The sequence below is a fragment of the Rhodococcus sp. 2G genome (genome assembly GCF_001886355.1).
In the GTDB taxonomy this organism is placed as follows: domain Bacteria; phylum Actinomycetota; class Actinomycetes; order Mycobacteriales; family Mycobacteriaceae; genus Rhodococcus; species Rhodococcus pyridinivorans.
In genome coordinates, this window is record NZ_CP018063.1 from 3183927 (window position 1) to 3210019 (window position 26093).

Here is a 26093-nt window from a genome sequence, read left to right on the forward strand (position 1 = left end):
AACGATCAGCGACGGAAGTCCTGATCGTTCCGGTGTGCGCCCGCTCGGCCGGCCTCGTCGCCCGGAACGGTGTTCGGGACCTGATCCGACGAATCTGCCGTCCGCGGAACCGGATCCGCGCGGTGATCACCGCGCTCGGCGTGTTCCGCCGAACGGGGATCCAGCTCTTCCGCCCGGCGACGACGCTCGTCGAGTTCGGCTCGTGCCGCTTCGGCGGTACGACGTTCCTCCTCGGAGCGGGCGCGCAGCCGCTCCGCCTCGGCCGCCTTCGCTTCGGCGTCCGCCGCGGCGCGACGGGCCTCCGCTTCGGTGCGTTCGGCCGACGCCGCCCGCTGTTCGACTCCCGGCCTGTTCTCCTCGACGCTGCGACGCAGACGTTCGGCTTCGGCACGCCGGCGCTCGGCACGCCGGTTGCGGAGCGTCCACCCCAGCACCGCCACTACCACCAACGCGACGACCACCGCTATCACCAGCAGAATCCAGTCGTTCGTGCTCATCTCGACCTCCTCGGGTTCACCAGCGGGTTCCCCCGGGTCGAAGTGACGAAACGGGCACCTCGGGCCGAGCGGCGGATCGGAGATGCCCTCCGAACAGAACCGTTGCCGCCCGGGAAACCCGAACGGCAACGGTATGGAGGGGCGTGGCGGATTGCGGCCACGCCGTATGTTCGGCTCTCCCGGCCTGTTACTTCACGCGAGCGAGCGCAGCAAGCGCTGCTTCACGTGTTCTGCATGCCTTGGAAGCGATGGTCGCGTCGGCGACCCGGAGCAACCGTTCCACCGGTCGCCCACTCAGAAGTGCCCAGCGGACGTTCAGGGCCTGCGCACGTTCGTCGAGATCGTCGAAGACCGACAACCCGGCCGCACCGAAGAATTCGACTGCCCCGAGATCGACGACCATACGGATCGATTCTTCGAGCTGCCGATGGGTGAACGCGTGTAGAGCGTGTGCGTTGCGGATGTCGATCTCGCCTCGCACGTCGATCCAGACGAGGTCCGGTTCGATCTTCTGCGCGCTGAATTCTGCGCCGACGACCCGTTCTGCGGGAATGTCGGACCTGATCGGCCGAGCCGACCACCCGGATGGGACGGAATCTACCTGTGCGGCAATTCGCTGAGGAACTGTCATAGCACTTCCCAACATCGAAAATTGCAGGAAGCACGACCTACGAGACAGGCACAACCGGTGACCGATCGGAACCCTCCCGAAACAGGGGCGCTTCCGTGTTCTCGGCTGTGTGCTCAACCTTCTGCCGCCACAGTAGTCCACGAACCAGGGGCACTCAACACGTCGATCGTGCATTTCGGGCATGTTGCGGACCCCTGCCCAGGTCACGGAGGATGGATTGAATTCGCGGTATCTGGGTAATCTCTCCGACGACCAGACAGACACGACCCACTCGTACCCCCACTCCCCGTACTGGAGACATCAGGCTCATGGCAAAATCCGCGTCGATCGAATCGGCACGCGACCACAATCCCCCGGTAGTCGAACTCCGAGTAGAGGCCCATCCCGACCAGCTCGCAGTGCTCCGAGCAGTAGCCGCCGCGATCGCGCTGCAGCACGACTTCGACCTCGATACCGTTGCGGATGTGAAGCTCGCCGTCGACGAAGCGGCCACGCGGCTGATCATGGGCGCACCCGAGGACGCGATCCTGGCGTGCTCGTTCCGGGCGGCTCTCCCGCTGCTGCACATCAGCCTGTCGGCGCCCACGAACGACGCCTCCGCGATCGGGCAGCCGCGCTCCTTCGGATGGCACGTGCTCAACTCGCTGACCGAGTCCATCTCGGTGACGAGCGACGACTCGCGCGCCACGATCGACATGTCCATCGCCGAAGGCAGCGCCGATCGGTGACGCGCAACACGGGTAGGTCGAGCGACGAGTACGCCGACGTCACCGAAACGTTGAGAACACTCCTCGCACTCGAGGAGGGCGACCCCGGTCGCATCCGCATCCGCGACGCAGTGGTCGAGCGGTGCCTGCCGCTCGCCGAGCACATCGCCCGGCGCTTCGACGGCCGTGGTGAAGCCCTCGAAGATCTGCTGCAGGTCGCGCGCCTGGGCCTGGTCAACGCTGTCGACCGTTTCGACCCCGAACGCGGTTCGGATTTCGTCTCCTTCGCGGTCCCCACGATCATGGGCGAGGTGCGCCGGCACTTCCGTGACGCCGGCTGGGCGGTTCGTGTGCCGCGACGCATGAAGGAACTGCATCTGTCCCTGAGCAAGGCCACGTCCGAGCTCTCCCAGCAGCTCGGACGTGCACCCACCGCCTCCGAGCTCGCCGAGGTACTCGGCATCGATCAGGAGGAGGTGCTGCAGGGTCTCGTGGCCGGCAACGCCTACCAGACCGTGTCGGTCGACCGGTCGTCCCCGTCCGGCGACGACGGGCTCACCCTCGCCGACACGCTCGGCGACTACGACGCCGCGCTCGACGAGGTCGAGAACCACGAGGCGCTGCGTCCGCTGCTCGAGGCCCTTCCGGCCCGCGAACGCACGGTCGTGCTGCTGCGCTTCTTCGGCAACATGACGCAGACGCAGATCGCCGAGCGCGTGGGTGTCTCGCAGATGCACGTGTCGCGTCTGCTCACGAAGACCCTCGCGCAGCTCCGCGATCAGCTCGGCGACAACTTCTGACGGGTCGACGTCCCGGGCTCCCGTGCCCGGGACGTCGACGCGGTCAGAACGTCGAGGCGTCGATCACGAAGCGATAGCGCACATCACTGGCGACCACACGGTCGTATGCCTCGTTGATACGGTCCGCGGAGATCAGCTCGATCTCCGCACCGATGCCGTGCTCTGCGCAGAAGTCGAGCATCGCCTGCGTGTCGGGGATTCCGCCGACATTCGATCCGGCCATCGCACGATCGTTCATCGCGAGCGAGAACGCCCGCACCGACAGCGGCTTCTCGGGCAGGCCGAGGCCGACGAGGGTGCCGTGCAGCCGCAGCAACGACAGGTAGCGGTCGAGGTCGAGGTTGACCGAGACGGTGTTGAGGATCAGATCGAACTTCCCGCGCAACTCCTTGAAGGTCGACTCGTCCTCGGTGGACCGGTAGTCGACCGCACCGAAGCGCAGGCCGTCGTCCCGCTTCGACAGCGAGTGACCGAGCACGGTCACCTCCGCACCCATCGCTGCCGCGATCTTCACTCCGACATGCCCGAGACCGCCCATGCCGATGATCGCGACCTTGCTCCCCGGCCCGGCATTCCACCGCTTCAGCGGCGAGTACAGGGTGATTCCCGCGCACAGCAGAGGCGCCGCGGCGGCCGGGTCGAGTCCGTCGGGAATCCTCAGGACGAAGTGTTCGGTGACGACGATGTGCGTCGAGTAGCCGCCCTGGGTGACGGAGCCGTCGCGGTCGACGGAGTTGTAGGTTCCCGTCACCCGACTGGTGCAGTGCTGCTCGAATCCTGTTCGGCAGGGCTCACATTCACCACAGGAGTTCACGAAGCAACCCACGCCGACGCGGTCTCCGACGGCGTGCTTCGTGACACCGGAACCGACGGCGGCGACGGTGCCGACGATCTCGTGGCCCGGCACGATCGGGTACTTGGTTCCGCCCCACTCGTTCCGGGCGGTGTGGATGTCGGAATGGCAGATGCCGGCGAATTCGATGGCGATGAGCACGTCGAGCGGGCCGAGGGCACGTCGTTCGACGGTGGTCTTCGACAGGGGCGCGTCGGGCGCGGTGGCGGCGTATGCGGCGACGGTGGTCGTACCAGTTGTGGACGTCATTCCTCCACAACTACTCCGCCTCGCGACGACGTGCACCCGCGGGGGACTCCCGCAGGTGCACGTCGTGGAGACGGTTCGGCTATCCGGCCTGGTCGGACCGGTGTGCCGCCCGGCGGCGCAGTCGTCGCGCCGCAGCGACGAGGTTGCGCAGCGACGGCTCGAGCTGCCAGTGGTGACGGGTCTTGAGACCACCGTCCGGATTGGCCCACAAGCGGTCGAGTTCCACCGATTCCGCCGCCTCGCTGAGCAACTCGTCGAGCTCGTCGATGTCCGGGATCCGGGCCGAGCGGGACTCGTAGACACCGGGACCGACACCGTGGGACAGCGCGCGGTCCTTGATCGCCTCGAGCACCCAGCGGATCGAGCGTGTCGCCACGATCGCCGTGACGTCGGCGTCGAGCCGCTCGATCGCGTCGACCACCGACGCCTGACCCGAATAGGTCAGGTGCGTGTGGATCTGCGTCTCCGGCTTCGCGCCACCGGTGGCGAGACGGAACGCGTCGACGGCCCAGTCGAGGTACTCGGAGCGCCCGTCCTGCCGCAGCGGCAACAGTTCCCGGATGGCCGGTTCGTCGACCTGGATGATCGCGATGCCCGCCCGCTCGAGATCGGCGATCTCGTCGCGGATGGCCAGCGCGAGCTGGTCGGCCGTCTCGTGGAGCGGCTGATCCTGACGCACGTAGGAACGCGCCAGCATCGTCACCGGACCGGTGAGCATGCCCTTGACCGGCTTGTCGGTCAGCGACTGCGCGAACGAGATCCACTCGACCGTCATCGGCTTCGGCCGCACGATGTCGCCGTAGAGGATCGGCGGACGCGTGCAGCGCGAACCGTAGGCCTGCACCCAGCCGAAGTGGGTGGTGGCAAAACCCTCCATCAGCTCGGCGAAGTACTGCACCATGTCGTTGCGTTCGTGCTCGCCGTGGGCGAGGACGTCGAGACCGATGTCCTCCTGCAGACGGGTGGTGGACTCGATCTCCTCCTGGATCCGCTTGACGTACTCGCCGTACGACATCCGGCCATGACCGAGTTCCGCTCGTGCCCTGCGGATCTCCGCGGTCTGCGGGAACGACCCCAGGGTTGTCACCGGCACCGGCGGCAGATCCAGTCGCTTCTGCTGCGCGGCGCGGCGCTCCTCGTACGGCGCGCGCACCCGATGGGCGGGCGTGACCGCGTTCAGACGTGCACGGACGGTGTGCTTCTGCTTGAAGTGCACCGACACGGGCGGCTTGCGCCACCGCTCCTCGGCCCCGGTCGTGAGCGCCTTGGCAAGGGAGACCACCTCCCCCACCTTCTGCTTCGCGAACGCGAGACGGTCGGCGACGTCGCCGGGGATGTCGTACTCGACGAGCAGGTCGTAGGGCACGTGCAGCAGCGAGGACGAGGTCGACACGACGAGATCCGGTGCGACCGCGGCGAGCGACTTCAGGTAGTCGAGGGTGCGGTGGCGGTCGACCTTCCACACGTTGCGGCCGTCGACGACACCGGCGTAGATGCGCTTGCGCTTGAGTCCGGGCACTGCGGCCAGTTCGTCCGCGCTCATGCGGCCGTTGACCAGGTCCAGGCCGATCGCCTCGATCTTCGACGCGGCCAGGATCGGCAGTGCCTCACCGAGATGCCCGTACGGGCCGGTCACGAGCAGACGCGGACGCAGCGGAGCGTGCGAGAGCGCGTCGTAGGTACGCCCGAGGGCTGCGAGCTCCTCCTCGCTGCGGTCCTCGGTGAACGACGGCTCGTCGAGCTGCACGCAGGTGGCACCGGCACGGGCGAGCTGCTCGAAGAGCTTCTCGTATTCGGGGAGCAGCGCGTCGAGCAGGTCGAGGGTGCGGAAACCCTCCTTCGTCGACGTCGGTGCGACCTTCGACAGCAGCAGCAGCGAGACCGGGCCGAGCACCACCGGCCGCAGCTCGATACCCTCGGCCTTCGCACGCTCGAACTCGTCGAGTACGGCCGCCGAATTCAGCTCGAAGACGGTGTTCTCGTCGAGTTCGGGCTGGCGGTAGTGGTAGTTGCTGCCGAACCAGCGCACCAGCTCGAGCGGCGGGAAGTCCTCGCGGCCACGGCACAGCGTGAAGTACAGATCGAGCGGGTCGAGCTCATCGGCCAGTGGACGGAACCGCTCGGGCAGCGCGCCGAACAACAGGGCGTTGTCCAGGACGTGGTCGTAGTAGGAGAACGTGTTGCCGGGTACCTGGGTCAGACCCGTGGCTGCGAGCTCGCGCCAGGTGTTCTCCTGGAGCTCGCGAGCGACCGCGACAAGTTCGTCGCGCGTGCCCTCACCGTGCCAGTAGGCCTCGAGGGCGAACTTGAGCTCGCGGCGGGGCCCGATGCGCGGGTACCCGAGGATGCTCGATCCGTATCCGTCGGCGAGAGTTGCCATGTCGGCGTCGACCTTTCCCTCATGCACGTCGCGCCCGTGCACCGGTGACCAGTGTTCGGAACACTGTCGCCGGGCACGGGCGCCGTGTGCGGTGGTGCTACCTGGCTAGCCGGCCTTCTTGACCGTGCGACCGTTGTCGGCGTACTCGTAGAAGCCGGCGCCCGACTTCTTGCCGACGAGTCCCGCCTCGACCATGCGCTGTAGCAGCGGCGGGGCCGAGTACAGGGGCTCTTTGAACTCCTCGTACATGGAGTCGGCGATCGACTTGACGGTGTCCAGACCGACCAGGTCGGTCAGGGCGAGCGGACCCATCGGGTGGGCGCAACCCAGGACCATCGTCTTGTCGATGTCCTCCTTGGTGGCGAAGCCGGACTCGACCATCCGGATCGCCGAGAGCAGGTACGGCACCAGCAGTGCGTTGGCGATGAAACCTGCACGGTCGGAGGACCGCACGACCTGCTTGCCCAGTACGTCGGCTGCGAACGCCTCGGCGCGCTCGGCGACGGTGGGGCTGGTCTTCAGGGTGGTGACGAGCTCGACGAGCGGGAGCACCGGAACAGGGTTGAAGAAGTGCATGCCGATGACACGCTCGGGCGCACCGGTCGCGATACCGAGCTTCATGATCGGGATCGACGAGGTGTTCGAGGCGAGCACCGCGTTGGGATCGGTGACGATCTTGTCGAGCTCCGCGAGGATCTCGCTCTTGACCTTCTCGTCCTCGACGACGGCCTCCACCACGAGCTGCCGATCGGCGAAGTCACCGAGATCGGAGGTGAAGCGCAGACGCCATGCGGCCTGCTCACGCTCCCGTTCGGTGATCTTTCCGCTGCTCACGCCCCGGTCCAGCGACCGGAGGATCCGGGCACGTCCGGCAGCCGCGAGTTCGCGGGTCTGCTCGAACACCAGTACGTCGACATGAGCGCGTGCGCACACCTCGGCGATACCTGCGCCCATGATGCCGGCGCCGATCACGCCGACGCGCTGAATCTTTTCGCTGGTCACGTCAGCTCCTTCTCGTTGTGGGGGTCGTGGCCGAGGCCGGAAGTACAAGCGAGGACCCGTCGGGTGCGCGCGTTTCGAACTGCTCCGGATACGCACGCACCCCGCGGCAGGACATGGGGACCTGTGGATCCCGCCGCGGGGTGGTGGACCTCGGGGTGGCGCTGGTTCCTAGTGGAACTGGCCTTCCTCGGTGGAGCCCTTCAGGGCAGCCGTGGAGGTGTTGGGATCGACGGTGGTGGCGATGGTGTCGAAGTAGCCGGCACCGACCTCACGCTGGTGCTTGATGGCGGTGAAGCCGCGCTCCTTGGCCGCCTTGAACTCGCGCTCCTGCAGGTCGACGAAGGCCGTCATGCCCTCGCGGGCGTAGCCGTGCGCCAGGTCGAACATGCCGTAGTTGAGCGAGTGGAAGCCGGCGAGGGTGATGAACTGGAACTTGAAGCCCATCGCGCCGAGCTCCTTCTGGAACTTCGCGATGGTCGCGTCGTCCAGGTGAGCCTTCCAGTTGAAGGACGGCGAGCAGTTGTAGGCCAGCAGCTGGTCCGGGAACTCGCTGCGGACGCCCTCGGCGAACTTCTTGGCGACCTCGAGGTCCGGAACACCGGTCTCCATCCAGATGAGGTCGGAGTACGGAGCGTAGGCCTTCGCACGGGCGATGCAGGGCTCGATGCCGTTCTTGACGTGGTAGAAGCCCTCGGCGGTGCGCTCACCGGTGATGAACGGGCGGTCACGCTCGTCGACATCGGAGGTGATGAGGGTCGCGGCCTCGGCGTCGGTGCGGGCGATGACCACGGTCGGGACGTCCGCGACGTCGGCCGCGAGGCGAGCCGAGGTCAGGGTGCGGATGTGCTGCTGCGTGGGGATGAGCACCTTGCCACCGAGGTGACCGCACTTCTTCTCCGACGCGAGCTGGTCCTCCCAGTGGGAACCGGCGACGCCGGCCGCGATCATGGCCTTCTGCAGCTCGTAGACGTTGAGGGCGCCACCGAAGCCTGCCTCACCGTCGGCGACGATCGGAGCGAGCCAGTTGTCGACGGAAGTGTCGCCCTCGACCTTGGCGATCTCGTCGGCGCGCAGCAGCGCGTTGTTGATACGGCGGACGACCTGCGGAACCGAGTTCGCCGGGTACAGCGACTGGTCCGGGTAGGTGTGGCCGGACAGGTTGGCGTCGCCGGCGACCTGCCAACCGGAGAGGTAGATGGCCTTCAGGCCGGCGCGGACCTGCTGGACCGCCTGGTTACCGGTGAGGGCGCCGAGCGAGTTGATGTAGTCCTCGTTGTTGACGAGGTCCCACAGGATCTCGGAACCGCGGCGAGCGAGGGTGGCTTCCTCGACGACGTTGCCCTGCAGCTTGGCGACCTGCTCGGCGGTGTAGTTGCGGGTGATCCCCTTCCAGCGCGGATTGGTGTCCCAATCCTTCTGGATCTCTTCTGCAGTCCTCGGGGTGCCGGTGGTCGACATCAAATCTCCACTCTCTAGATCTGCCCCGCTCGGGATGAAGCAGTACGCGTGTACGACTTCACATCCTTTGCGTGCCGTTCGGATGTACAAGAACGACAATGACACAGTCCAAAAAGCCCGTCTACCTGTTGCTAATGCCAATCTCGGCTATTTTCGTCGCAGCCATTGCGAAGATTGCCAATCGATGGTCGGTCCAACTACCCGAATCGGGCACGGGTTTATTACCCGCGAGTAGTAACTACCTCGGCTTTTGCCGCTGCCGTCCGGCCCACACCGCCGGGACGCCTCGTCCCGCCGACTCCCCCACCTCGGGACGGATCGGACACCTGCCTGTGACTGCCTTCACAAACGGTGATCGTGGTTTGTGATCCCCATTGACCTCTGGAATCCCATCCGTAACATGTCTCGGGCCGGATCGGGGCCGGTGCATCGTAGTGCCTTCGTGTGTCAGGGCCCCGGCAGAACAGCCCCCGAACACGAGGAGTCGACATTCTCTCGAGTACGTCGCGGTCGATCGTCGAAGCGACCCTGCCGGTGGTCGGCGCCGAGATCGGCACGATCTCACGTGTCTTCTACAACCGGCTCTTCCGGGCCGTCCCGTCCCTGCGGGACACCTTCAACCGCACCAACCAGGCCAACGGGGCCCAGCAACGGGCGCTCGCCGACTCGGTCGCCGCTTTCGCATCACTGCTGGTCACCCACGCACCGACCGACATCGACCCGATCATGGAGCGGATCGCCGCCAAACATGCGTCCCTCGGTGTACAGGCCGCGCACTACGGGATCGTGCGGACCCACCTGTTCGCCGCGATCGCCGAGGTGCTCGGCGACGCCGTCACACCGCAGGTCGCCGTGGCCTGGCACGAGGTGTACACGCTGATGGCGAACTCGCTCGTCGAGCAGGAGACGGAGCTGTACCGGCGGGCCGGTGTGGCCCCCGGTGACATCTGGCGTCGGGTTGTCGTCACCGAACACGAGTACGACGGCGCGCACGCGGCCACCTTCCACCTCCGCTCCGTCGACGGTCGGCCGCTGCCGGCCTTCCTTCCCGGCCAGTACATCTCGGTGCGGGTCGCGCTGCCGGACGGCTCCGAGCAGATCCGCCAGTACACCGTCTTCCCGGGCAGGACGAGCGGCGAGTGGGCCGTCACCGTCAAGCGCGTGCCGGGCGGACTCGTCTCCCCCGTGCTGTGCGACGGCCTGGGCGTCGACGATCACCTCCTCGTGTCGCCGCCGTTCGGCAGCGTCGTCGTCGACAGGGGCAGCGAACCGTTGCTGCTCGCCTCGGCGGGCGTGGGCGTGACGATGACGATCGCGGCGCTGCGCGACATGCAGTCCCGGGGCGACGGCCGGAGCGTCGACGTCGTCCACGTCGACCGCACCCCCTACGAGCAACCGCACCGGACCGAACTCGCCATCCTGGTCGACTCGTTGCCGGACGCCCGGCTGCACGTGCGCTACACCGAGTACGACGAGATCCGCAGCGACGGACGAACTCCACTGTCCGGGCTGACGATTCCGGGCGATGCCCGCACCTATGTGTGCGGTCCGATCACGTTCATGCGTGCCATCCGCTCGGAACTCGTCGCGTCGGGGGTATCCCCCGGGTCGATTCACTTCGAGGCGTTCGCGCCGGGCTCGTGGTTCGGCCTCGAGGCCCCACCGGTATCTGTCGATTAACACGCTGCGAACGCTGCCTTGCGAAGGCTGCGAGGCAGTTCTACCCTGGGCGAATGGCCAAGACCTATGTAGGCGCCCGGCTGCGGCAGCTACGCACCGAGCGAGGACTCAGCCAGGCCGCGCTCGCCAAGACCCTCGAGATCTCGGCGAGTTATCTCAACCAGATCGAGCACGACGTCAGGCCGCTGACGGTGCCCGTCCTGCTCCGGATCAGCGAGGTCTTCGGGGTCGACGCCACCTTCTTCTCCTCGCAGGACGACACCCGTCTGATCGCGGAGATGCGGGAGGTCGCGCTCGACCGGGAGATGGGCATCGAGGCCGACGCCCAGGAGATCGCCGAGATGGTCGCAGCCCACCCCACTCTGGCGCGCGCGATGGTCAATCTCCACCGGCGCTTCCGCAACACCACCGCGCAGCTCGCCGTCGCGACCGAGGAGAGGTACAGCGACGGCAGCGGCAGCGGTGCGATCACCATGCCCCACGAGGAGGTCCGCGACTACTTCTACCAGCGGCAGAACTACCTGCACGATCTCGACACCGCGGCCGAGGAGCTGGCCAACCGCATCCGGTTCCACCGCGGCGACGTGGGGGGCGAGATCGCTCGCCGCATGACCACGGTCCACGATGTGCAGATCGTCAAGCGCATCGACCTCGGCGAGAACATCCTTCACCGCTACGACCCCGAGACCCGTGTCCTGGAGGTCGCGCCGCAGCTGTCCGGCGGGCAGCAGGTCTTCAAGCTGGCCATCGAACTCGCGTACCTGGAGTGTGGAGAGCTCATCGACCGCCTCGTCGCGGAGGGTTCGTTCACGAGCGATGCCTCACGCGCGCTGGCCCGGCTCGGGCTCGCCAACTACTGGGCGGCCGCACTGATCCTGCCGTACACGCAGTTCCACGAGATCGCAGAGGACTTCCGCTACGACGTCGAACGCCTGTCGGCCTTCTACGGCGTCAGCTACGAGACGATCGCGCACCGGCTGTCGACACTCCAACGTCCGAAGCTGCGGGGCGTCCCGTTCTCGTTCGTGCGCGTCGACCGCGCGGGCAACATGTCGAAGCGTCAGTCCGCCACCGGTTTCCACTTCTCCACCAGCGGTGGCACGTGCCCGTTGTGGAACGTATACGAGACCTTCGCCTATCCCGGCAAGATCATGACGCAGATCGCGCAGATGCCCGACGGTCGTCGCTATCTGTGGGTCGCGCGCACGGTCGAGCGTCGCGCCGCGCGTTACGGCCAGCCGTCGAAGACGTTCGCGATCGGTCTCGGCTGCGAACTGCGGCACGCGCATCGCCTCGTCTATGCCGACGGTCTCGACCTCGACGAGTCCAATCCCGGCACGCCGATCGGCTCGGGTTGCCGCGTGTGCGAGCGGATGAACTGCCCGCAGCGCGCCTTCCCTCCCCTGGGCAAGGAGATCGACATCAACGAGCACCGCTCGTCGGTCTCGCCGTATCTGGTGCGCTGAGCGTCGGTAGGCTCGTCGCATGGCACGCACCCCCGACTCGATAGGCGCGAAGGCACTCGAGTTCCTGTCCGAGTACCACCTCGCGACGCTCACGACCCTCCGCAAGGACGGCTCGCCGCACGTCGTCGCCGTCGGGTTCACGTGGGACGGCGAGGCCGGCCTCGCCCGCGTCATCACCTTCGAGGGCTCCCAGAAGACCCTCAACGTCGAGCGCGGGGGTTACGCGGTGGTGAGCCAGGTCGACGGCGGTCGCTGGCTCACCCTCGAGGGCCCGGCCCGCGTTACGCGCGAGCCGGCCGACGTCCGCGAGGGCGAGCGTCGCTACGCCGCCCGCTACCGCGAACCCCGCCCCAACCCCCGCCGCGTCGTCATCGAGATCGCAGTCGAGCGCGTGATGGGCTCGGTCCTCGACCCCATCTGACGCATCCGCTCGCTTGTTTGCCATCCGCAGCGGAAGCAGATGCGGCACATAGCTGGGACGGTAGCGGTTACCGCCACGCACGGGCGACGGCACGGTCGAAGCGAGCGAGGACGACGTCGAACCGGGACAGTTCGGGCCACGTCCACCTGACCACTTCGAAGCCGAGGTCGCGCAGGGCGTCCTCCCGTCGCTTCTCGTTCCGTAGGGCCTCGACGCCTCCCTCGTCGTACTTGCCCATCCCGTCGAACTCACCGACGACTCCTTCGTCCTCCCAGAGGAAGTCGACCCGGGCGACGAACTGCCCGTCGGGTGTTCGTATCTCCTTCTGGAGCGTCGGTGCGGGCATGCCGGCCTGATGCATCCGGATGCGACTCAGCGATTCTCCCGGACTCTCGCTGCGACCGTCGAGAAATGCAGCCACGCGTCGCGCCGCGGCGATACCCCTACGCGGCCCGGACTCGTCGAGACAACAGAGCAACGCGGAGCCGAACTCGGCATCACGAGCCGCAGCACAATCACCCGCGATCACGGCTTCGTCGAAGTCGAGTGTGCAGGCGAGATCCACGACGGTCCGGGCGAGCGAGGTGCACGCTATGCCCGCGACCTCCGACAGGTCGTGAGGACGCAGAGGGGCGACGTGCAGGTGACGGTTCGCGTTCCTCCGACCACCACCCGATCTGCCGCGGGTGACGTGGACCCGCGTGAGATCCGGCTTCCACAGGGCGAGCCCGTGCAGGACGGCGGCGGACTCGTGGCTGATCACCGTGCCGGGCGCGAGCACTGCCCCGACGGATCGCACGCGCACGCGATAGCGATCGAGTTCGTCGAGGGAGTCGTCGCGGTGGAGGTAGACGCCGGGTTCGAGTCGCTCGAGTTCACCGGCGCGTACCGCACGACGGATCTCGGAGTCGGTCATCCCGGAAGCGAGAGCGGTGGTCCGCAGGAAAGGTGTCGGTCGCATGCGGACAACCGTGCCCGATCGTCGTGGTGCAGACGCGGTGCGAACACCGGTATTCGCGTCGCCTGTGGATGATCTCGCCACCTGTGGACAAACAGTTCGCTACACCGTCAGCTATCCGCCGCAGCGATTGCCGTAGCGGATAGCGAAGGTCGTAGCTGATGCTTGTGCGCACTTTGTAACGCCCACGAAATCTGTGTCACGAGACCGTGACCGGAAGATATTCCCGCGCAACAACTCCCTTCTACTGTGTGGCCTCACGGATACAGCGCTGTATACGCCTCCCGGATACACCGGGGTCCCCTCAGGCCACACCTTCGAAGGAAGGGCTCTACATGTCTGTTGTCAGGTCCAGGCTCGCCACCCGCGCCATCGCGGCCCCCGCAGCACTCGTCGCAGTCGGACTCGTGCTGTCCGCCTGCGGAAGCCGCGCAGGTGACGAGGGCAGCACGGCCGCCTCCGGTGCTGCGTCGTGCGTCGACACCTCGGGCGACACCGTCAAGGTCGGCTCGCTCAACTCCCTGTCGGGCACGATGGCGATCTCCGAGGTCACCGTCCGCGACTCGATCGCGCTGGCCGTCGAGGAGATCAACGCCGACGGCGGTGTGCTCGGCAAGCAGATCGAGATCGTCTCCGAGGACGGCGCATCCGAACCGACGGTGTTCGCGGAGAAGGCCGAAAAGCTCATCGGATCCGACTGCGTCGCAGCGGTGTTCGGTGGCTGGACATCGTCGAGTCGCAAGGCGATGCTGCCGGTCTTCGAGGACCGCAACGCGCTGCTGTACTACCCCGTCCAGTACGAGGGCCTCGAGTCGTCATCGAACATCTTCTACACCGGCGCGACCACCAACCAGCAGATCGTGCCGGCCCTGGACTACCTGAAGGAACAGGGCGTGAAGTCGCTCTACCTCGTCGGTAGCGACTACGTCTTCCCGCAGACCGCCAACCGCATCATCAAGGCGTACGCCGAGGCCAACGACATCGAGATCAAGGGTGAGGACTACACCCCGCTCGGTTCCACCGACTTCTCCACCATCGTCAACAAGGTGCGCACCGCCGACGCCGACGCGGTGTTCAACACACTCAACGGCGACTCCAACGTCGCGTTCTTCCGCGAGTACACCAACGCCGGCCTCAACGCGAAGGACATGCCGGTCGTGTCGGTGTCCATCGCCGAAGAGGAGGTGGGCGGCATCGGCGCGCAGAACATCGAGGACCAGCTCACCGCGTGGAACTACTACCAGACCGTCGACTCCCCCGAGAACACCTCGTTCGTCGAGGCGTACAAGGCGAAGTACGGCGCCAACAAGCCGACCTCCGATCCCATGGAGGCCGCCTACACCTCGGTCTACCTGTGGAAGAACACCGTCGAGAAGGCCGAGTCCTTCGAGGTCGACGACGTCGTCGAAGCCGCCGACGGCGTGACCTTCGACGCCCCCGAGGGCACCGTCACGATCGATGGTGACAACCACCACATCACCAAGACCGCTCGCATCGGTGAGATCCGCGGCGACGGCCTGATCTACACCGTCTGGGAGTCCGACGGCGCCATCGAGCCCGACCCGTACCTCGAGTCCTACGACTGGGCGTCGGGCCTGTCCGGTAACTGAGCACGGAAGCCGAAGAGGGAGACGACATGGATGTCCTTGTAGGACAGCTCTTCACAGGATTGAGTATCGGATCGATCCTGTTGCTGGCAGCACTGGGGCTGTCGCTGACGTTCGGCCAGATGGGCGTGATCAACATGGCCCACGGCGAATTCATCATGGCCGGCAGCTACACCGCCTTCGTCGTGCAGCAGGTGATCTCCTCGGCCGGGATGTCCCTGTTCGTCTCCCTGCTCGTCGGCTTCCTGGTGGGCGGCGTGATGGGTGTGATCCTCGAGGTCACCCTCATCCGCCGCATGTACCACCGCCCGCTCGACACCCTGCTGGTGACCTTCGGTGTGGGCCTGCTGCTGCAGCAGGCCGCCCGCGACATCTTCGGCGCCCCCGCCGTCAACGTCGTCGCACCGTCCTGGCTCTCCGGTGGTGTGGAGATCTTCGGGGCGGTGGTCCCGAAGACCCGCCTGTTCATCCTCGCCCTCGCCGTGGTCTGCGTGGTCGCCCTGATCGCGTCGATGAAGTACACCCCGATGGGACGACGGATCCGGGCCGTGGTGCAGAACCGCGATCTCGCCGAGACGGTGGGCATCTCGTCGCGCCGCACCGACATCACGACCTTCTTCCTCGGCTCGGGCCTGGCCGGCCTCGCTGGTGTGGCCCTGACACTCATCGGCTCGACCAGCCCGACCATCGGCCAGTCGTACCTCATCGACGCCTTCCTCGTGGTCGTCATCGGCGGTCTCGGCCGCATCGAGGGCGCCGTGCTCGCGGCCGTCGCACTGGGCCTGCTCAATTCGTTCATCGAGTACTCCACGACCGCGTCGATCGCGAAGGTCATCGTGTTCGTGCTCATCGTGATCTTCCTGCAGGTCCGTCCGCAGGGCCTGTTCGCCGTCAAGACGAGGAGCCTGGTCTGATGCCCGCGACCTTCTCGACCCGCACCTTCACCCGACCCGGACCCGTACGCACAGCAGGCGGATTCGCGATCGCCGCGATCGTCCTGTTCGGTCTCGCCCCCGCCGTCCTCTCCGATTTCCGGCTCGGCCTGCTCGGCAAGTTCCTGTGCTTCGCGATCGTCGCCGTCGGCATCGGCCTGGCCTGGGGCCGCGGTGGCATGCTCACCCTCGGCCAGGGTGTCTTCTTCGGCCTCGGCGCCTACATCATGGCCATGCACTTGAAGATCTCCGACGCGCAGCTCCGCGGCGACACAGTCCCGGACTTCATGCAGATCGCGGGCATCCGGGAACTACCCGCCTACTGGACCCCGTTCGCCTCCCCCGCCGTCACGCTGCTGGCGATCCTGATCGTGCCGGCCCTGCTCGCCGCCCTGCTCGGCTTCGGTGTGTTCGCCCGCCGCGTCAAGGGCGCCTACTTCGCCATCCTCTCCCAGGCACTGGCCGCCGCCTTCGCGATCCTGCTCATCGGCCAGCAGTCCACCGGAGGATCCAACGGCCTCAACCGTTTCCGCACCTTCTTCGGCTACGACCTGTCCGATCCGGTCAACAAGCGGATGCTGTTCTTCATCGTCGCCGCGATCCTGCTGCTCGTCGTCGCCGCGACCCGCCAGCTCATGCAGTCCCGCTACGGCGAACTGCTCGTCGCCGTGCGCGACCAGGAGGAGCGGGTCCGCTTCCTGGGCTACGACCCCGCCCTGATCAAGGTGGCCGCCTACACCGTCGCGGCCTTCTTCGCCGGCATCGCCGGGGCGATGTTCGTGCCCATCGTCGGCATCATCTCCCCCGCCGACGTCGGCATCGTCCCGTCGATTGCGTTCCTCATCGGTGTCGCCATCGGCGGACGCACCACCCTGCTCGGCCCGGTCCTCGGCGCGGTGGGCGTGGCGTGGGCACAGACCACCCTGTCGGAGAACTTCCCGTCGGCCTGGACCTACGCGCAGGGCCTGCTGTTCATCGTCGTCGTCGGCTTCTTCCCCGCCGGCCTCGCCGGAGTCATCACCCTGCTCCGCCGGCGCCGCCGCACCACCCCGACCGAACCCACACCCCCGACCGAACCCGAGCCCGCCGACCTTCCCGAGATGGAGCCCGTGCGATGAGCAAACCCGTCTACGGCGGCAACGCCGGAATGAGCAGCGACTACCTCGAGATCCGCGACCTGCGTGTCACCTTCGACGGCTTCACCGCCGTCGACGGCGTCGACCTCACCCTCCTCCAAGGCGACCTGCGGTTCCTCATCGGCCCCAACGGCGCCGGCAAGACCACCCTCGTCGACGCCGTCACCGGCCTGGTCCCAGCGACCGGCTCGATCACCAAATCCGGCGTCGAACTGCTCGGCAAGAAGACCCACAAGATCGCGCGCCTCGGTGTCGGCCGCACCTTCCAGACCGCCTCGGTCTTCGAGGAACTGTCCGTTCTGCAGAACCTCGACATCGCCGCCGGCGCGAGCCGCTCCCCGTGGCAGTTGCTGCGCCGCCGCAACAACGTTCTGCCCGAGATCGAGGAAACACTCGAGACGATCGGCCTGACCGCCCACCGCGACACCCCCGCGGGCATCCTCGCCCACGGGCAGAAGCAGTGGCTCGAGATCGGCATGCTGCTCGTGCAGAACGCCGACGTGCTGCTCCTCGACGAACCCGTCGCCGGAATGAGCGGCGACGAACGCGAGGAGACCGGGCAGCTGCTGCGCCGCATCGGCGCGCAGCGCACGGTGGTCGTCGTCGAGCACGACATGGACTTCATGCGCGCCTTCGCCACCTCCGTCACCGTCCTCGCCCGCGGCAAGGTCATCGCCGACGGCACCGTCGACCAGGTCCAGAACGACCCGCAGGTCCAGCAGGTCTACCTCGGGACCGCCACCGCTGCTCAGGAGGCATGATGCTCGAACTCGTCGACGTCCGCGCCGGTTACGGTCGCACCGAGATCCTGCACGGCATCTCCCTGACCGTGCCGACCGGCAAGACCGTCGCGGTCATGGGCCACAACGGTGCCGGCAAGACCACACTGCTGCGCGCCGCCGTCGGCCTGCTGCCCGTCACCAAGGGAAAGATCCTCTTCGACGGTGACGACATCACCTCGCTGCGACCATCTGCCCGCGTCGCCCGCGGCCTGGCCTACGTCCCGCAGGGGCAACAGTCCTTCGGTCAGCTCACCTGCCGGGAAAACCTGCAGGTCGTCGCCGACACGCGCCGCAACGGCCGGCAGTTGGTCACCGACATGCTCGACCTGTTCCCCGCCCTCGTCCCGCTACTCGACCGCCGCGCCGGCCTGCTCTCCGGCGGTCAGCGCCAGCAACTTGCCATCGCCCGCGCGCTGATCACCGAGCCGCGCATGCTGATCCTCGACGAGCCCACCGAAGGCATCCAGCCGTCGGTGGTCGCCGAGATCGAGAACACCATCGTCGAACTCGGCCGCAGCGGCGACCTCGGGGTGCTGCTCGTCGAACAGCACATCGGTTTCGCCCTCGACAACGCCCTGCACTACTACGTCCTCGAATCCGGGCGCATCACCTCGACGGGTGACGGTGGTGTCGACGCCGCCTCCACCGTCCGTGCGGCGATGGCAATCTGATGGCCGCCGACACACGGCGCGAGAGGGTCTACAAGGCCCTGCGCGATCGTCTGATGTCCGGGACCCCCTCCCCCGACGAACGACTCAGTGAAGAACGCCTCGCCGAGCAGTACGAGGTGTCGCGCACGCCGGTACGCGAGGCCCTCGCCCGACTGGTCTCCGACGGGCTCGTCGAACGCCGCGACCAGGGGCTGTACCCCTACCGTCCGCGCTTCGACGACCTCGCGGACCTGTACGAACTGCGGACCACCCTGGAGCTGCGCGGGATTCGCCGCGCACTCGGCGGCGAGTCGGTGCGGCACGATCCCGACGTCCTCGGTCCCGAGCTCGACCGCTGGTATGAGATCCGCGAGGATCCGCCCGAGCCCGATGCCGGCTTCGTCACGCTCGACGAGCGCTTCCACATGACGTTGCTCGCCGCCTCCGGCAACCGTGCCCTGTGTGACGCGCTGGCCTCGGTGAACGCCAAGGTGCGCCCGGTGCGGATGTTCGACTATCTGACCCCCGACCGCATCGTCGCGACCGTCGACGAGCACATCGAGGTCGCCGAGCTGGTTCTCGCCGACAAGCTCGACGACGCCCACGACCTGCTGCTCGCCCACATCGACACCTCGCGATCGGTGGTCGTGCGCCGGGCCGAGGAGGCACGCGCCTTCGCGCGGATGGCCCGGGCCGTCCGAGACTGACACTTCCGGTCGTGTCACGTGACCGGACGGGTCCGGTGCGGCACACTGGCGCTCATGACACCCCGCATCCCGCCCGGACGTTTCAAGGAGCTCGGCCCGATCAACTGGGTGACATGGAAGGCCCTGTCCGCCGCCGGCGGCACCTCGGACGCCCACCTGTTCAGCACCCTCGGCCGCACCGGACGACTGTTCCGCGGGTGGTTGCACTATGCCGGCATGCTCATGCCGTTCGGCCGTCTCGGCCGGTTCGAAGCGGAGATGGTGATCCTGCGCGTCGCGCATCTGCGCGAGTGCGGTTACGAATTCGACCACCACACCCGCCTGGGTCGCCGTGCCGGCATCACCGACGAGGTGCGCGAGCGTATCGTCGCCGGACCCGACGCTCCCGGCTGGCAGGCAAGGCACTGCGCTCTTCTCGCCGCCGTCGACGAACTCGTGGCGACGAAAAATCTGTCCGACGAGACGTGGGCGTCGCTCGCGCAGTTCTACGACGACCGCAGGCTCATCGAGTTCTGTCTGCTGGTCACGCAGTACGACGCCCTTGCCACAACCATCGGTGTGCTGCGGATCGAACGCGACTTCTGATCCGTCCGCACCGGCGGGCATCGGTTCGGCGCGATCCTAACAAGGCTGTTACACAACGTCACAGCAGCGTCATTGCTGGTCCATAGCGTATACAGCCATGTCCACAAAGATGTATACAGCTGCGGCGCCCGTCTCCCCGGTGAGGGTGTCCGCCACCGATCGCGTTCGTGCCGCACTGGGCCGCATCGACGAGGTGGATCGACCCGAGGTGTGGATCACGCTGCGCAGCGCCGACGATCTTCTCGCCGACGCCGCCGAAGTGGACGCACGGGTCGCCGCCGGTGAGTCCCTTCCCTTCGCCGGTCTGGTCGTGGCGGTCAAGGACAACGTGGACGTCGCGGGAATCCCGACCACTGCGGCATGTCCCGAGTTCGCGTACGTCCCGGAGGAAACCGCTTCGGGTGTCGAGCGTCTGGTCGCCGCCGGCGCCGTCGTGCTGGGTAAGACCAACCTCGACCAGTTCGCCACCGGTCTCGTCGGCACCCGCAGCCCGTACGGGGCGGTGCGGTGCGCGTGGGATCCCGAGAAGGTCTCGGGCGGTTCGAGTTCCGGTTCGGCGGCCGCGGTGGCGCTCGGCATCGCCGACATCGGGCTGGGCACCGACACGGCCGGTTCGGGACGGGTACCCGCCGCGCTGCACGGAATCGTCGGCATCAAGGCCACTCTCGGCGTCATCCCGGCGCACGGCGTGGTCCCGGCCTGCGTCGACTACGACTGCCTCACGGTCTTCGCGACGTCGCTCGACCTGGCGGCGACCGCGGTCCGGATCATGGCCGGACCCGAACCCCGCGACCCGCGCAGCAGGACCTGGCCCGCGGATGTACGACTCGCCGCGCCGAACACTCTGCGCGTCGCGGTGCCGCGCGCCGAGGATCTCGAAGCGTTGTGTGAGGAGTACCGCGACGCCTTCGCCCGCACGGTGACCGCGGCACGCGAATCCGGCATCGAGATCGCGGAGGTGGTCATCTCACCGCTGCTCGATGCTGCCCTGCTTCTCTACGACGGTGCCGTGGTGGCCCAGCGCTACGCGGCCGTCGGCGAGTTCCTGTCGACGGCACCGGAGGGTGCCGATCCCACGGTCGCCGCGATCGTCGCCGGCGCGAAGAAGCCTGCCGCCTACGAACTCGTCGAGGATCTCGACACCCTCATTCACGTGAAGGCGTTCGCGCGTGAACTGCTCGCCGGGTTCGACGGGTTGCTGCTCCCGACGACGACGGAACACCCGACGATCGCCGCGGTGCAGGCCGATCCGATCGCCATCAATCGTCGGATGGGCACCTACACCAACTTCTGCAACCTGCTGGACATGACGGCGGTGGCGGTGCCCGGTGCGCCGACACCGGCCGGTGAGCCGTTCGGGGTCATGGTCGTGGTCCCGGCCTTCGGCGACCAGGTGGCCGTGGACGTCGCGGCCGCGCTGAACGGTGTGGACGCACCGCGCGTGGTCGAGTCCGGCGTCGAACTCGCGGTCTTCGGAGCGCACCTGCGCGGTCAGCCGCTGCACTTCCAGCTCGAGGATCTCGGGGCGCGCTTCGTCGAGGAGGTGTACACCTCCGACGCGTACCGCCTCGCCGCGTTGAACACGACGCCGCCGAAGCCGGGCCTGGTGCGTCACGCACCGGGCGAGGGCGCCGCCATCGTCGGTGAACTGTTCCGGTTGTCGGAGGCCGGACTGGGTCGGTTCCTCGCCGCGCTGCCCGCCCCGATGACGTTGACGAGTGTCGAACTGGCGGACGGACGGTGGGTCGTCGGCTTCGGCTGCACGCAGGACGCAGCCGCCGACGCGGTGGACATCACCGAGTTCGGCGGCTGGAAGGCATACCGGGCGTCCTGACCCCGGCTCCGGAGTGCAGTTCTCATCGGCGAATTCGCGCATCGTCGACGACAACTGCACACCGGACGACGTGATCAGCGGGGTGGCGGATCGACCTTCACGCCGCCGCCCTCGTGTTCTGGTCCGGCGTCGGGATGGTCGGCGGGCAGACGGTCGCGGAACCGTGCGGCCTCGCTGGGAACGGGACCGCCGGTGGGGTCCTGCGAACGACGATACGGTCCGGGCTTCGGACGGGGCTTGCCGCCCGGGAAGGCGAGCCGGGCGATCGTGCGGTGCACCATGAACCACTGCTTGCCCAATCGCCCCGAGTTGTAGGGCAGTTCGTAACGCTCGCAGATGTCCTTGACCATCGGCGCGACCTCCGCGTAACGGGTGCTCGGCATGTCGGGGAACAGGTGATGCTCCACCTGGTAGCCGAGATTGCCGCTGAGGATGTGGAACAGCGGGGTGCCTTCGATGTTCGCGGCGCCGACGAGCTGCCGCACGTACCACCCTCCACGCGACTCGTTCTCGACCTCCTTCTTCGAGAAGGTATAGGTCTGGTCCGGGAAGTGCCCGCAGAAGATGATCGCGTGCGCCCACACGTTGCGGATGATGTTGGCCGTGATGTCGGCGAGAACCGTCGCGAGGAAGGTCTTCTCGACACCGGGCAGATACCGGTCGGCGAGATGGGCTGCGGTACGAAACTTTTCGGACCGGCCCTTGCCCATCGGTCCCTTGCTCATCGACCGCAGTCGCCGGCCCAGACGCGAGGTCTTCGGCTGGGGCAACCGGCCCTGCAGCGCGACCTGCGCGAGACCGAACAGCGCGGCGCTCACCAGCGGCCAGCCGACGTAGTCCTTGACGAACTGCGCGCGGGCCTTGCCGAAGATGCCCTTCAGCTCCTCGATCACCTGACCGGTCGACTTCTCGCCGGCCCACAACGCCTCGAGGTCGAGGTCGTGCAGCGCCGCACCCCATTCGAAGAGCACGGTGAGCAGCGCGTTGTAGAGAGGTTGCGCCAGGTAGACGGGGTGCCACTTCTGGTGCGGGTCGATCCGCATGATCTCGTAGCCGAGATCCTTGTCGAGGCCGCGGATGTTCGTGAACGTGTGGTGGATGTAGTTGTGCGAGTGCTTCCACGCCTCCGCGGTGGAGGCGGTGTCCCAGTCCCACACCGACGAGTGGATGTCCGGATCGTTCATCCAGTCCCACTGGCCGTGCATGACGTTGTGGCCGATCTCCATGTTCTCGAGGATCTTCGCCACTCCGAGACAGGCTGTCCCGGCCACCCAGGCGGGCTTGTACGACGACGCGAAGAGCAGTAACCGCCCCGCGACGACCAACTGCCGTTGCGCGGCGATGACGTTCTTGATGTACTGCCGGTCCTTGTCGCCGAGACTCGAGTACACCTCGTCGTGGATGGCGTCGAACTCCTTGGCGATCTGCTCGAGATCGTCGTCGCTCAGACGCGCGAGCGGACTGTGTGGTTCCCGCGTCCCGGTGTCGGTCCTGTCGATGCTTCTCGTCACGACGCCCCCTGCTTCGAAGCCGGTTGCTTCACAGTTCTATTTCGATGTCACCCTCCGCGGTGTGGATGCAGGTACGCACCGCAGCCCCGGTGGGCTCGCTCACCTCGTCGGTCCGCAGGTCCCGGAGTTGCCCGGATTTCAGCGTTCCGACGCACGTGTGGCAGATGCCGATACGGCAGCCGTATGGCAACTTCAGGCCGGCGTTCTCGCCTGCGACCAGGATGGGTGTTCCCCCGTCGCACTCCACCTCTTTCTCGCTGTCGAGGAAGTGGATGGTGCCGCCCTCGCCGCTCCCGGCATTCCTACCGATGATCGGCTGGAAACGTTCGAGGTGGAATCTTTCGGGATCACCGTGTTCGTCCCAGTGTTCTTCGAGGGCGTCGAGCAGGTCGCGCGGGCCCGAGCAGAAAGCGTCGCGTTCGCGCCAGTCGGGGCACAGATCGCCGAGGTCGTCGGGGGTGATGCGGCCGCGGTCGCCGCTGAGCCACAGCTCGAGACGCATTCCGGGATGCCGCTCGTCGAGGTCGCGCAGGGTCGAGCCGAAGATCACCTCGTCCTCGGTGTGGGCGGAATGCACGACGACGACGTCGTCGATGCGGTCGCGGTGGTCGAGGCTGCGCAGCATGCTCATGATCGGGGTGATCCCGCTGCCCGCGCTGATGAACAGCATCTTCGCGGGCAGCGGGTCGGGCAGGGTGAACACGCCCTCGACCTCACCGAGGCGGACGATGTCGCCGGGCTCGAGTTTGCGGACCAGGTACGGCGAGACCACGCCGTTCTCGACGAGTTTGGGTGTGACGCTGATGAGCCCGTCGACCGGATCGGGGTCGGAGGTGAGCGAGTACGCGCGCCAGTGGTAGACCCCGTCGATGACCACCCCGAGCCGCACGTACTGGCCCGGCTCGTGACCGCGCCACTCGTAGGCCGGGCGGATGAGCACCGATGCGGCGTCGCCGCCCTCGGGGACGACCCGCTCCACACGACCGCGCAGTTCGCGGGTCGTCCAGAGCGGGTTGATCATCTCGAGATAGTCGTCGGGCCGCAGAGGTGTGAACAGGTGCCGCACCGTTCGCAGCAACCATCTCCGAACCGGGTGCACGTGTGGGCGAGCGCCGCGTTCCGCCATGGCGCAACACTACGCGGGCGCGCACACCTCACGTGCACATTCGTCGCCGATGTGGGATCGGTGACAGCTCAGCGCAGGATCGTCAGCTGCACCACGGAATCGGCGTTCGCGACGAGGCGGTGCACGATGCCGGCGTCGACGTGGACGGCGGTACCCGGTACGAGCGACACGGTCTCGTCGGCGGTGCTGAACGAGATGTCGCCGGTGACGGCCTGCACGAGGATCGGAGCGCCGGCCTTGTGGTCCTCCATCGTCTGCCCGGCGACGAAGGACAGACGTACCACGGTGGCACCGGTGACCGCCGCGAGCTTCTCGATGCGTGGTCCGCTCCCCTCGCCCGCGTTGAGCTCCGCGAGCCCCTCGATACGGGTGAGCTTGCCCTCGACCTGCTGTGTACTCATCACGCTTCCTTCTTCGTGGCGACGATCTCGATCGCGACCAGATGCTTCTTGTACTTCGTGAACGTCGACCGCATCTGGAGCACCCGGCTGCGGGCGTCGGAGTCGCGAAGGACGTTGCGAACGAACTTCAGGGTGCCGGGCAGGCCCTCGTCGGCGAGGATGCGCTTGGGTTCGAGCAGCGCCATGGGAGCGAAGCCGATCTTCTCGACCTCGAATCCGTTCTCCTCGAACAGGGTCCGCCATTCCGCCGCGGTGAGCGGGCGGGCGTTGACCTTGATCGAGCGCGCGAGCGACGTGCGGATCTCGGTCTTGACCTCGTCATCGACCTTGTCGGGTTCGATCGCGAGTTCGTGGATGGCGTACCGGCCGCCCACACGGAGCACCCGACGGGCCTCCTGCACGATCTCCGCCTTGTGCCTGTCGGTCTGCATGGTCAGCATCGCCTCGCCGACCACGACGTCGGCGACCTCGTCGTCGAGTCCGGTCTTCGACGCCTCGCCGCTGACCACACTGCCTCCGCCGGCGATGGCCTTGCGCGTCAGTTCGGCTGCCGTCTCGTCGGATTCGACTCCGGTGTAGCTGCCGGGCGAGTACGCGAGGATCTCCTGCGCCGTCCGGCCGAGGCCGGGCGCGAACTCGACGACGTCCGCGCCACGCAACCTCGCGTCGGCGAGCACGCGTGCCGTCAGTTCCTTACCGCCGGGCCGCAGCACACGCTTGCCCAGGCGGGCGAGCAGCCAGTGTCCCGGCAGGTGGGCGGTGTCCCTACCCGCAAGGGGGAGAGCGTCTTCCGATGCGTGCTTGTCCGCCATGTTCTGCACTCCTTATCGCGAGGGCAAGGGTGGCTACGGTTCCGAGGCTCTCCGGACCGGTCGTAACGTGGACGGTGCGTCGGTTGTCGCCTCCATGGCGCCGACTATAGAGGATTTTCCTCCTTTTAGTAAGGTGACCCTCACCTGAGAGTCACCGCGGGCGCGACGGGAGAGCGGACTTGGCACGGCGGGTGAAGCAACTCGAGCGGATTCTCGGCCTGTTGCGGGAGTCCTCGGGCCCGGTCGACGCCCATCATCTCGCCGCCACGCTCGACCTGCACGTCACGACCGTCCGCTTCCATCTCGCGGCCTCGGGGAGGAAGGTCTCGTCCGCACCCGGCAACTTCCGACCGAGCGGGTCGGGCGCCCGCGCCTCGGCTACGTCGCGGTGAAGGAACCGTCCTACACCGATCTCGTCGCGCTGCTCGCCGCGCGGATCGGGGGCACCCCCACCGAGCGCGAGGACAAGGCGTTCGAGGTGGGCTCGGACTGGGCGGGCATGCTCGCCCTCGCCCTCGCCCTCGCACCCGCGCCGACCGTCGACGCCGGCACGCTCGTCATCGACGCCCTGCAGCAGTTGGGTTTCGAGACGCAGAGCGCGACGAACGCCTTCGGCACCCACAGCCTCACGTTGTGCACGTGCCCGCTCGCGGAGATCGCCCGCACGAATCCCGAAGTGGTGCACGGCATCCAACGCGGATTGATCCAGCGTGTCCTCGACGACCACGCCGACCTGCTGCGCAGCCGCTACGCCGTCGACGTCCGGCCCGACCCGCAGGACGGTAACTGTCTCGTGCAGCCGGTGCTGCGCCCGGAGAAGGGCGGAACGACGTCAGCCCGCGACGACGGTCGAGTCGTCACGGGCTGAGCCGGTACATCCGAGCGGGGATCCGCCCACACGGAAGAAG

The 26093-nt window shown here is 67.3% G+C and carries 26 protein-coding genes; 15 read left to right on the top strand and 11 right to left on the bottom strand.

Going from position 1 to position 26093, the window contains the following annotated elements; genetic code table 11:
- Positions 1 to 5: 5 nt before the first annotated feature.
- Entirely contained in the window at positions 6 to 497 is a 492-nt protein-coding gene (locus BO226_RS14980; protein ID WP_071935558.1) for a hypothetical protein, read from the bottom strand.
- Between the two features lie 187 nt (positions 498 to 684).
- Positions 685 to 1128, bottom strand: coding sequence for an STAS domain-containing protein (locus BO226_RS14985; protein WP_071935559.1), 444 nt, complete (start codon positions 1126 to 1128; stop codon positions 685 to 687).
- A 308-nt stretch (positions 1129 to 1436) separates the two neighbouring features.
- On the opposite strand from BO226_RS14985, the gene BO226_RS14990 reads away from it, so the two are divergent.
- Together BO226_RS14990 and BO226_RS14995 are read left to right on the top strand one after the other, a co-directional pair.
- The gene (locus tag BO226_RS14990) at positions 1437 to 1856 is read left to right on the top strand and encodes an anti-sigma factor (RefSeq protein ID WP_059383400.1); all 420 of its coding nucleotides are present in this window, start codon (positions 1437 to 1439) and stop codon (positions 1854 to 1856) included.
- Complete coding sequence (locus BO226_RS14995) at positions 1853 to 2635, top strand: SigB/SigF/SigG family RNA polymerase sigma factor (protein ID WP_071935560.1); 783 nt, start codon at positions 1853 to 1855, stop codon at positions 2633 to 2635. Before BO226_RS14990 ends, BO226_RS14995 begins: the two co-directional genes overlap by 4 nt.
- Positions 2636 to 2678: 43 nt before the next feature.
- Here the strand turns inward: BO226_RS14995 and BO226_RS15000 are convergent, their stop codons facing one another.
- The 4 genes from BO226_RS15000 to aceA all read right to left on the bottom strand — a co-directional run bounded on the left by BO226_RS15000 (position 2679) and on the right by aceA (position 8577).
- Positions 2679 to 3737 carry an NAD(P)-dependent alcohol dehydrogenase gene (locus BO226_RS15000; RefSeq protein WP_039585432.1) on the bottom strand — a complete coding sequence of 353 codons (1059 nt, stop codon included), beginning with the start codon at positions 3735 to 3737 and terminating at the stop codon, positions 2679 to 2681.
- A 79-nt stretch (positions 3738 to 3816) separates the two neighbouring features.
- Positions 3817 to 6117, bottom strand: coding sequence for a 5-methyltetrahydropteroyltriglutamate--homocysteine S-methyltransferase (gene metE, locus BO226_RS15005; RefSeq protein WP_071936458.1), 2301 nt, complete (start codon positions 6115 to 6117; stop codon positions 3817 to 3819).
- Between the two features lie 105 nt (positions 6118 to 6222).
- A complete protein-coding gene (locus BO226_RS15010; RefSeq protein ID WP_019291147.1) occupies positions 6223 to 7119 on the bottom strand; it encodes a 3-hydroxybutyryl-CoA dehydrogenase in 897 nt (298 codons plus the stop codon).
- Positions 7120 to 7287: 168 nt separating this feature from the next.
- Positions 7288 to 8577 carry an isocitrate lyase gene (aceA, locus tag BO226_RS15015; protein ID WP_006553580.1) on the bottom strand — a complete coding sequence of 430 codons (1290 nt, stop codon included), beginning with the start codon at positions 8575 to 8577 and terminating at the stop codon, positions 7288 to 7290.
- 534 nt (positions 8578 to 9111) lie between these two features.
- On the opposite strand from aceA, the gene BO226_RS15020 reads away from it, so the two are divergent.
- Genes BO226_RS15020 through BO226_RS15030 form a run of 3 tightly spaced genes read left to right on the top strand, consistent with a single transcriptional unit; the run spans position 9112 to position 12144 of the window.
- Entirely contained in the window at positions 9112 to 10257 is a 1146-nt protein-coding gene (locus tag BO226_RS15020) for a globin domain-containing protein (RefSeq protein WP_232238133.1), read from the top strand.
- 53 nt (positions 10258 to 10310) lie between these two features.
- Positions 10311 to 11723 carry an acetate metabolism transcriptional regulator RamB gene (gene ramB / locus BO226_RS15025; RefSeq protein WP_006553582.1) on the top strand — a complete coding sequence of 471 codons (1413 nt, stop codon included), beginning with the start codon at positions 10311 to 10313 and terminating at the stop codon, positions 11721 to 11723.
- Positions 11724 to 11742: 19 nt separating this feature from the next.
- Positions 11743 to 12144 (top strand): PPOX class F420-dependent oxidoreductase, encoded by a 402-nt coding sequence (locus tag BO226_RS15030; protein WP_024101771.1) that lies wholly within the window; start codon positions 11743 to 11745, stop codon positions 12142 to 12144.
- A gap of 67 nt (positions 12145 to 12211) precedes the next feature.
- Here the strand turns inward: BO226_RS15030 and BO226_RS15035 are convergent, their stop codons facing one another.
- A complete protein-coding gene (locus BO226_RS15035; RefSeq protein WP_039585434.1) occupies positions 12212 to 13105 on the bottom strand; it encodes a type IV toxin-antitoxin system AbiEi family antitoxin domain-containing protein in 894 nt (297 codons plus the stop codon).
- A 332-nt stretch (positions 13106 to 13437) separates the two neighbouring features.
- On the opposite strand from BO226_RS15035, the gene urtA reads away from it, so the two are divergent.
- The 8 genes from urtA to atzF all read left to right on the top strand — a co-directional run bounded on the left by urtA (position 13438) and on the right by atzF (position 21335).
- Complete coding sequence (gene urtA, locus BO226_RS15040; RefSeq protein ID WP_071935561.1) at positions 13438 to 14712, top strand: urea ABC transporter substrate-binding protein; 1275 nt, start codon at positions 13438 to 13440, stop codon at positions 14710 to 14712.
- Between the two features lie 26 nt (positions 14713 to 14738).
- Positions 14739 to 15623, top strand: coding sequence for an urea ABC transporter permease subunit UrtB (urtB, locus tag BO226_RS15045; protein WP_006553586.1), 885 nt, complete (start codon positions 14739 to 14741; stop codon positions 15621 to 15623).
- Positions 15623 to 16759 carry an urea ABC transporter permease subunit UrtC gene (gene urtC / locus BO226_RS15050; protein ID WP_071935562.1) on the top strand — a complete coding sequence of 379 codons (1137 nt, stop codon included), beginning with the start codon at positions 15623 to 15625 and terminating at the stop codon, positions 16757 to 16759. Before urtB ends, urtC begins: the two co-directional genes overlap by 1 nt.
- Positions 16756 to 17538, top strand: a complete 783-nt coding sequence (gene urtD / locus BO226_RS15055) for an urea ABC transporter ATP-binding protein UrtD (RefSeq protein WP_024101775.1) — start codon at positions 16756 to 16758, stop codon at positions 17536 to 17538. Before urtC ends, urtD begins: the two co-directional genes overlap by 4 nt.
- Positions 17538 to 18230 (top strand): urea ABC transporter ATP-binding subunit UrtE, encoded by a 693-nt coding sequence (gene urtE, locus BO226_RS15060; RefSeq protein WP_024101776.1) that lies wholly within the window; start codon positions 17538 to 17540, stop codon positions 18228 to 18230. Before urtD ends, urtE begins: the two co-directional genes overlap by 1 nt.
- Positions 18230 to 18916 carry a GntR family transcriptional regulator gene (locus BO226_RS15065; RefSeq protein WP_071935563.1) on the top strand — a complete coding sequence of 229 codons (687 nt, stop codon included), beginning with the start codon at positions 18230 to 18232 and terminating at the stop codon, positions 18914 to 18916. The genes urtE and BO226_RS15065 overlap by 1 nt, the downstream gene beginning before the upstream one ends.
- Positions 18917 to 18970: 54 nt before the next feature.
- Entirely contained in the window at positions 18971 to 19501 is a 531-nt protein-coding gene (locus BO226_RS15070) for a carboxymuconolactone decarboxylase family protein (RefSeq protein ID WP_071936460.1), read from the top strand.
- A 109-nt stretch (positions 19502 to 19610) separates the two neighbouring features.
- Positions 19611 to 21335, top strand: a complete 1725-nt coding sequence (gene atzF / locus BO226_RS15075) for an allophanate hydrolase (protein ID WP_071935564.1) — start codon at positions 19611 to 19613, stop codon at positions 21333 to 21335.
- 74 nt (positions 21336 to 21409) lie between these two features.
- Here atzF and BO226_RS15080 read toward each other — a convergent pair whose 3' ends face one another.
- The 4 genes from BO226_RS15080 to BO226_RS15095 form a co-directional block, all read right to left on the bottom strand.
- Positions 21410 to 22846: a fatty acid desaturase family protein gene (locus BO226_RS15080; protein WP_071935565.1), complete on the bottom strand. Its 1437-nt coding sequence runs from the start codon at positions 22844 to 22846 to the stop codon at positions 21410 to 21412.
- A 28-nt stretch (positions 22847 to 22874) separates the two neighbouring features.
- Positions 22875 to 23972: a ferredoxin reductase gene (locus tag BO226_RS15085; RefSeq protein ID WP_071935566.1), complete on the bottom strand. Its 1098-nt coding sequence runs from the start codon at positions 23970 to 23972 to the stop codon at positions 22875 to 22877.
- 68 nt (positions 23973 to 24040) lie between these two features.
- Positions 24041 to 24373 (bottom strand): cupin, encoded by a 333-nt coding sequence (locus tag BO226_RS15090; protein WP_071935567.1) that lies wholly within the window; start codon positions 24371 to 24373, stop codon positions 24041 to 24043.
- On the bottom strand, positions 24373 to 25185 hold the full coding sequence (locus tag BO226_RS15095) for a class I SAM-dependent methyltransferase (RefSeq protein ID WP_071935568.1): 813 nt from the start codon (positions 25183 to 25185) through the stop codon (positions 24373 to 24375). The genes BO226_RS15090 and BO226_RS15095 overlap by 1 nt, the downstream gene beginning before the upstream one ends.
- 179 nt (positions 25186 to 25364) lie before the next feature.
- On the opposite strand from BO226_RS15095, the gene BO226_RS28140 reads away from it, so the two are divergent.
- Together BO226_RS28140 and BO226_RS15100 are read left to right on the top strand one after the other, a co-directional pair.
- Entirely contained in the window at positions 25365 to 25577 is a 213-nt protein-coding gene (locus tag BO226_RS28140; protein WP_232237958.1) for a hypothetical protein, read from the top strand.
- Positions 25574 to 26053 carry a transcriptional regulator gene (locus tag BO226_RS15100; protein ID WP_232237959.1) on the top strand — a complete coding sequence of 160 codons (480 nt, stop codon included), beginning with the start codon at positions 25574 to 25576 and terminating at the stop codon, positions 26051 to 26053. Before BO226_RS28140 ends, BO226_RS15100 begins: the two co-directional genes overlap by 4 nt.
- Positions 26054 to 26093 lie beyond the last annotated feature (40 nt).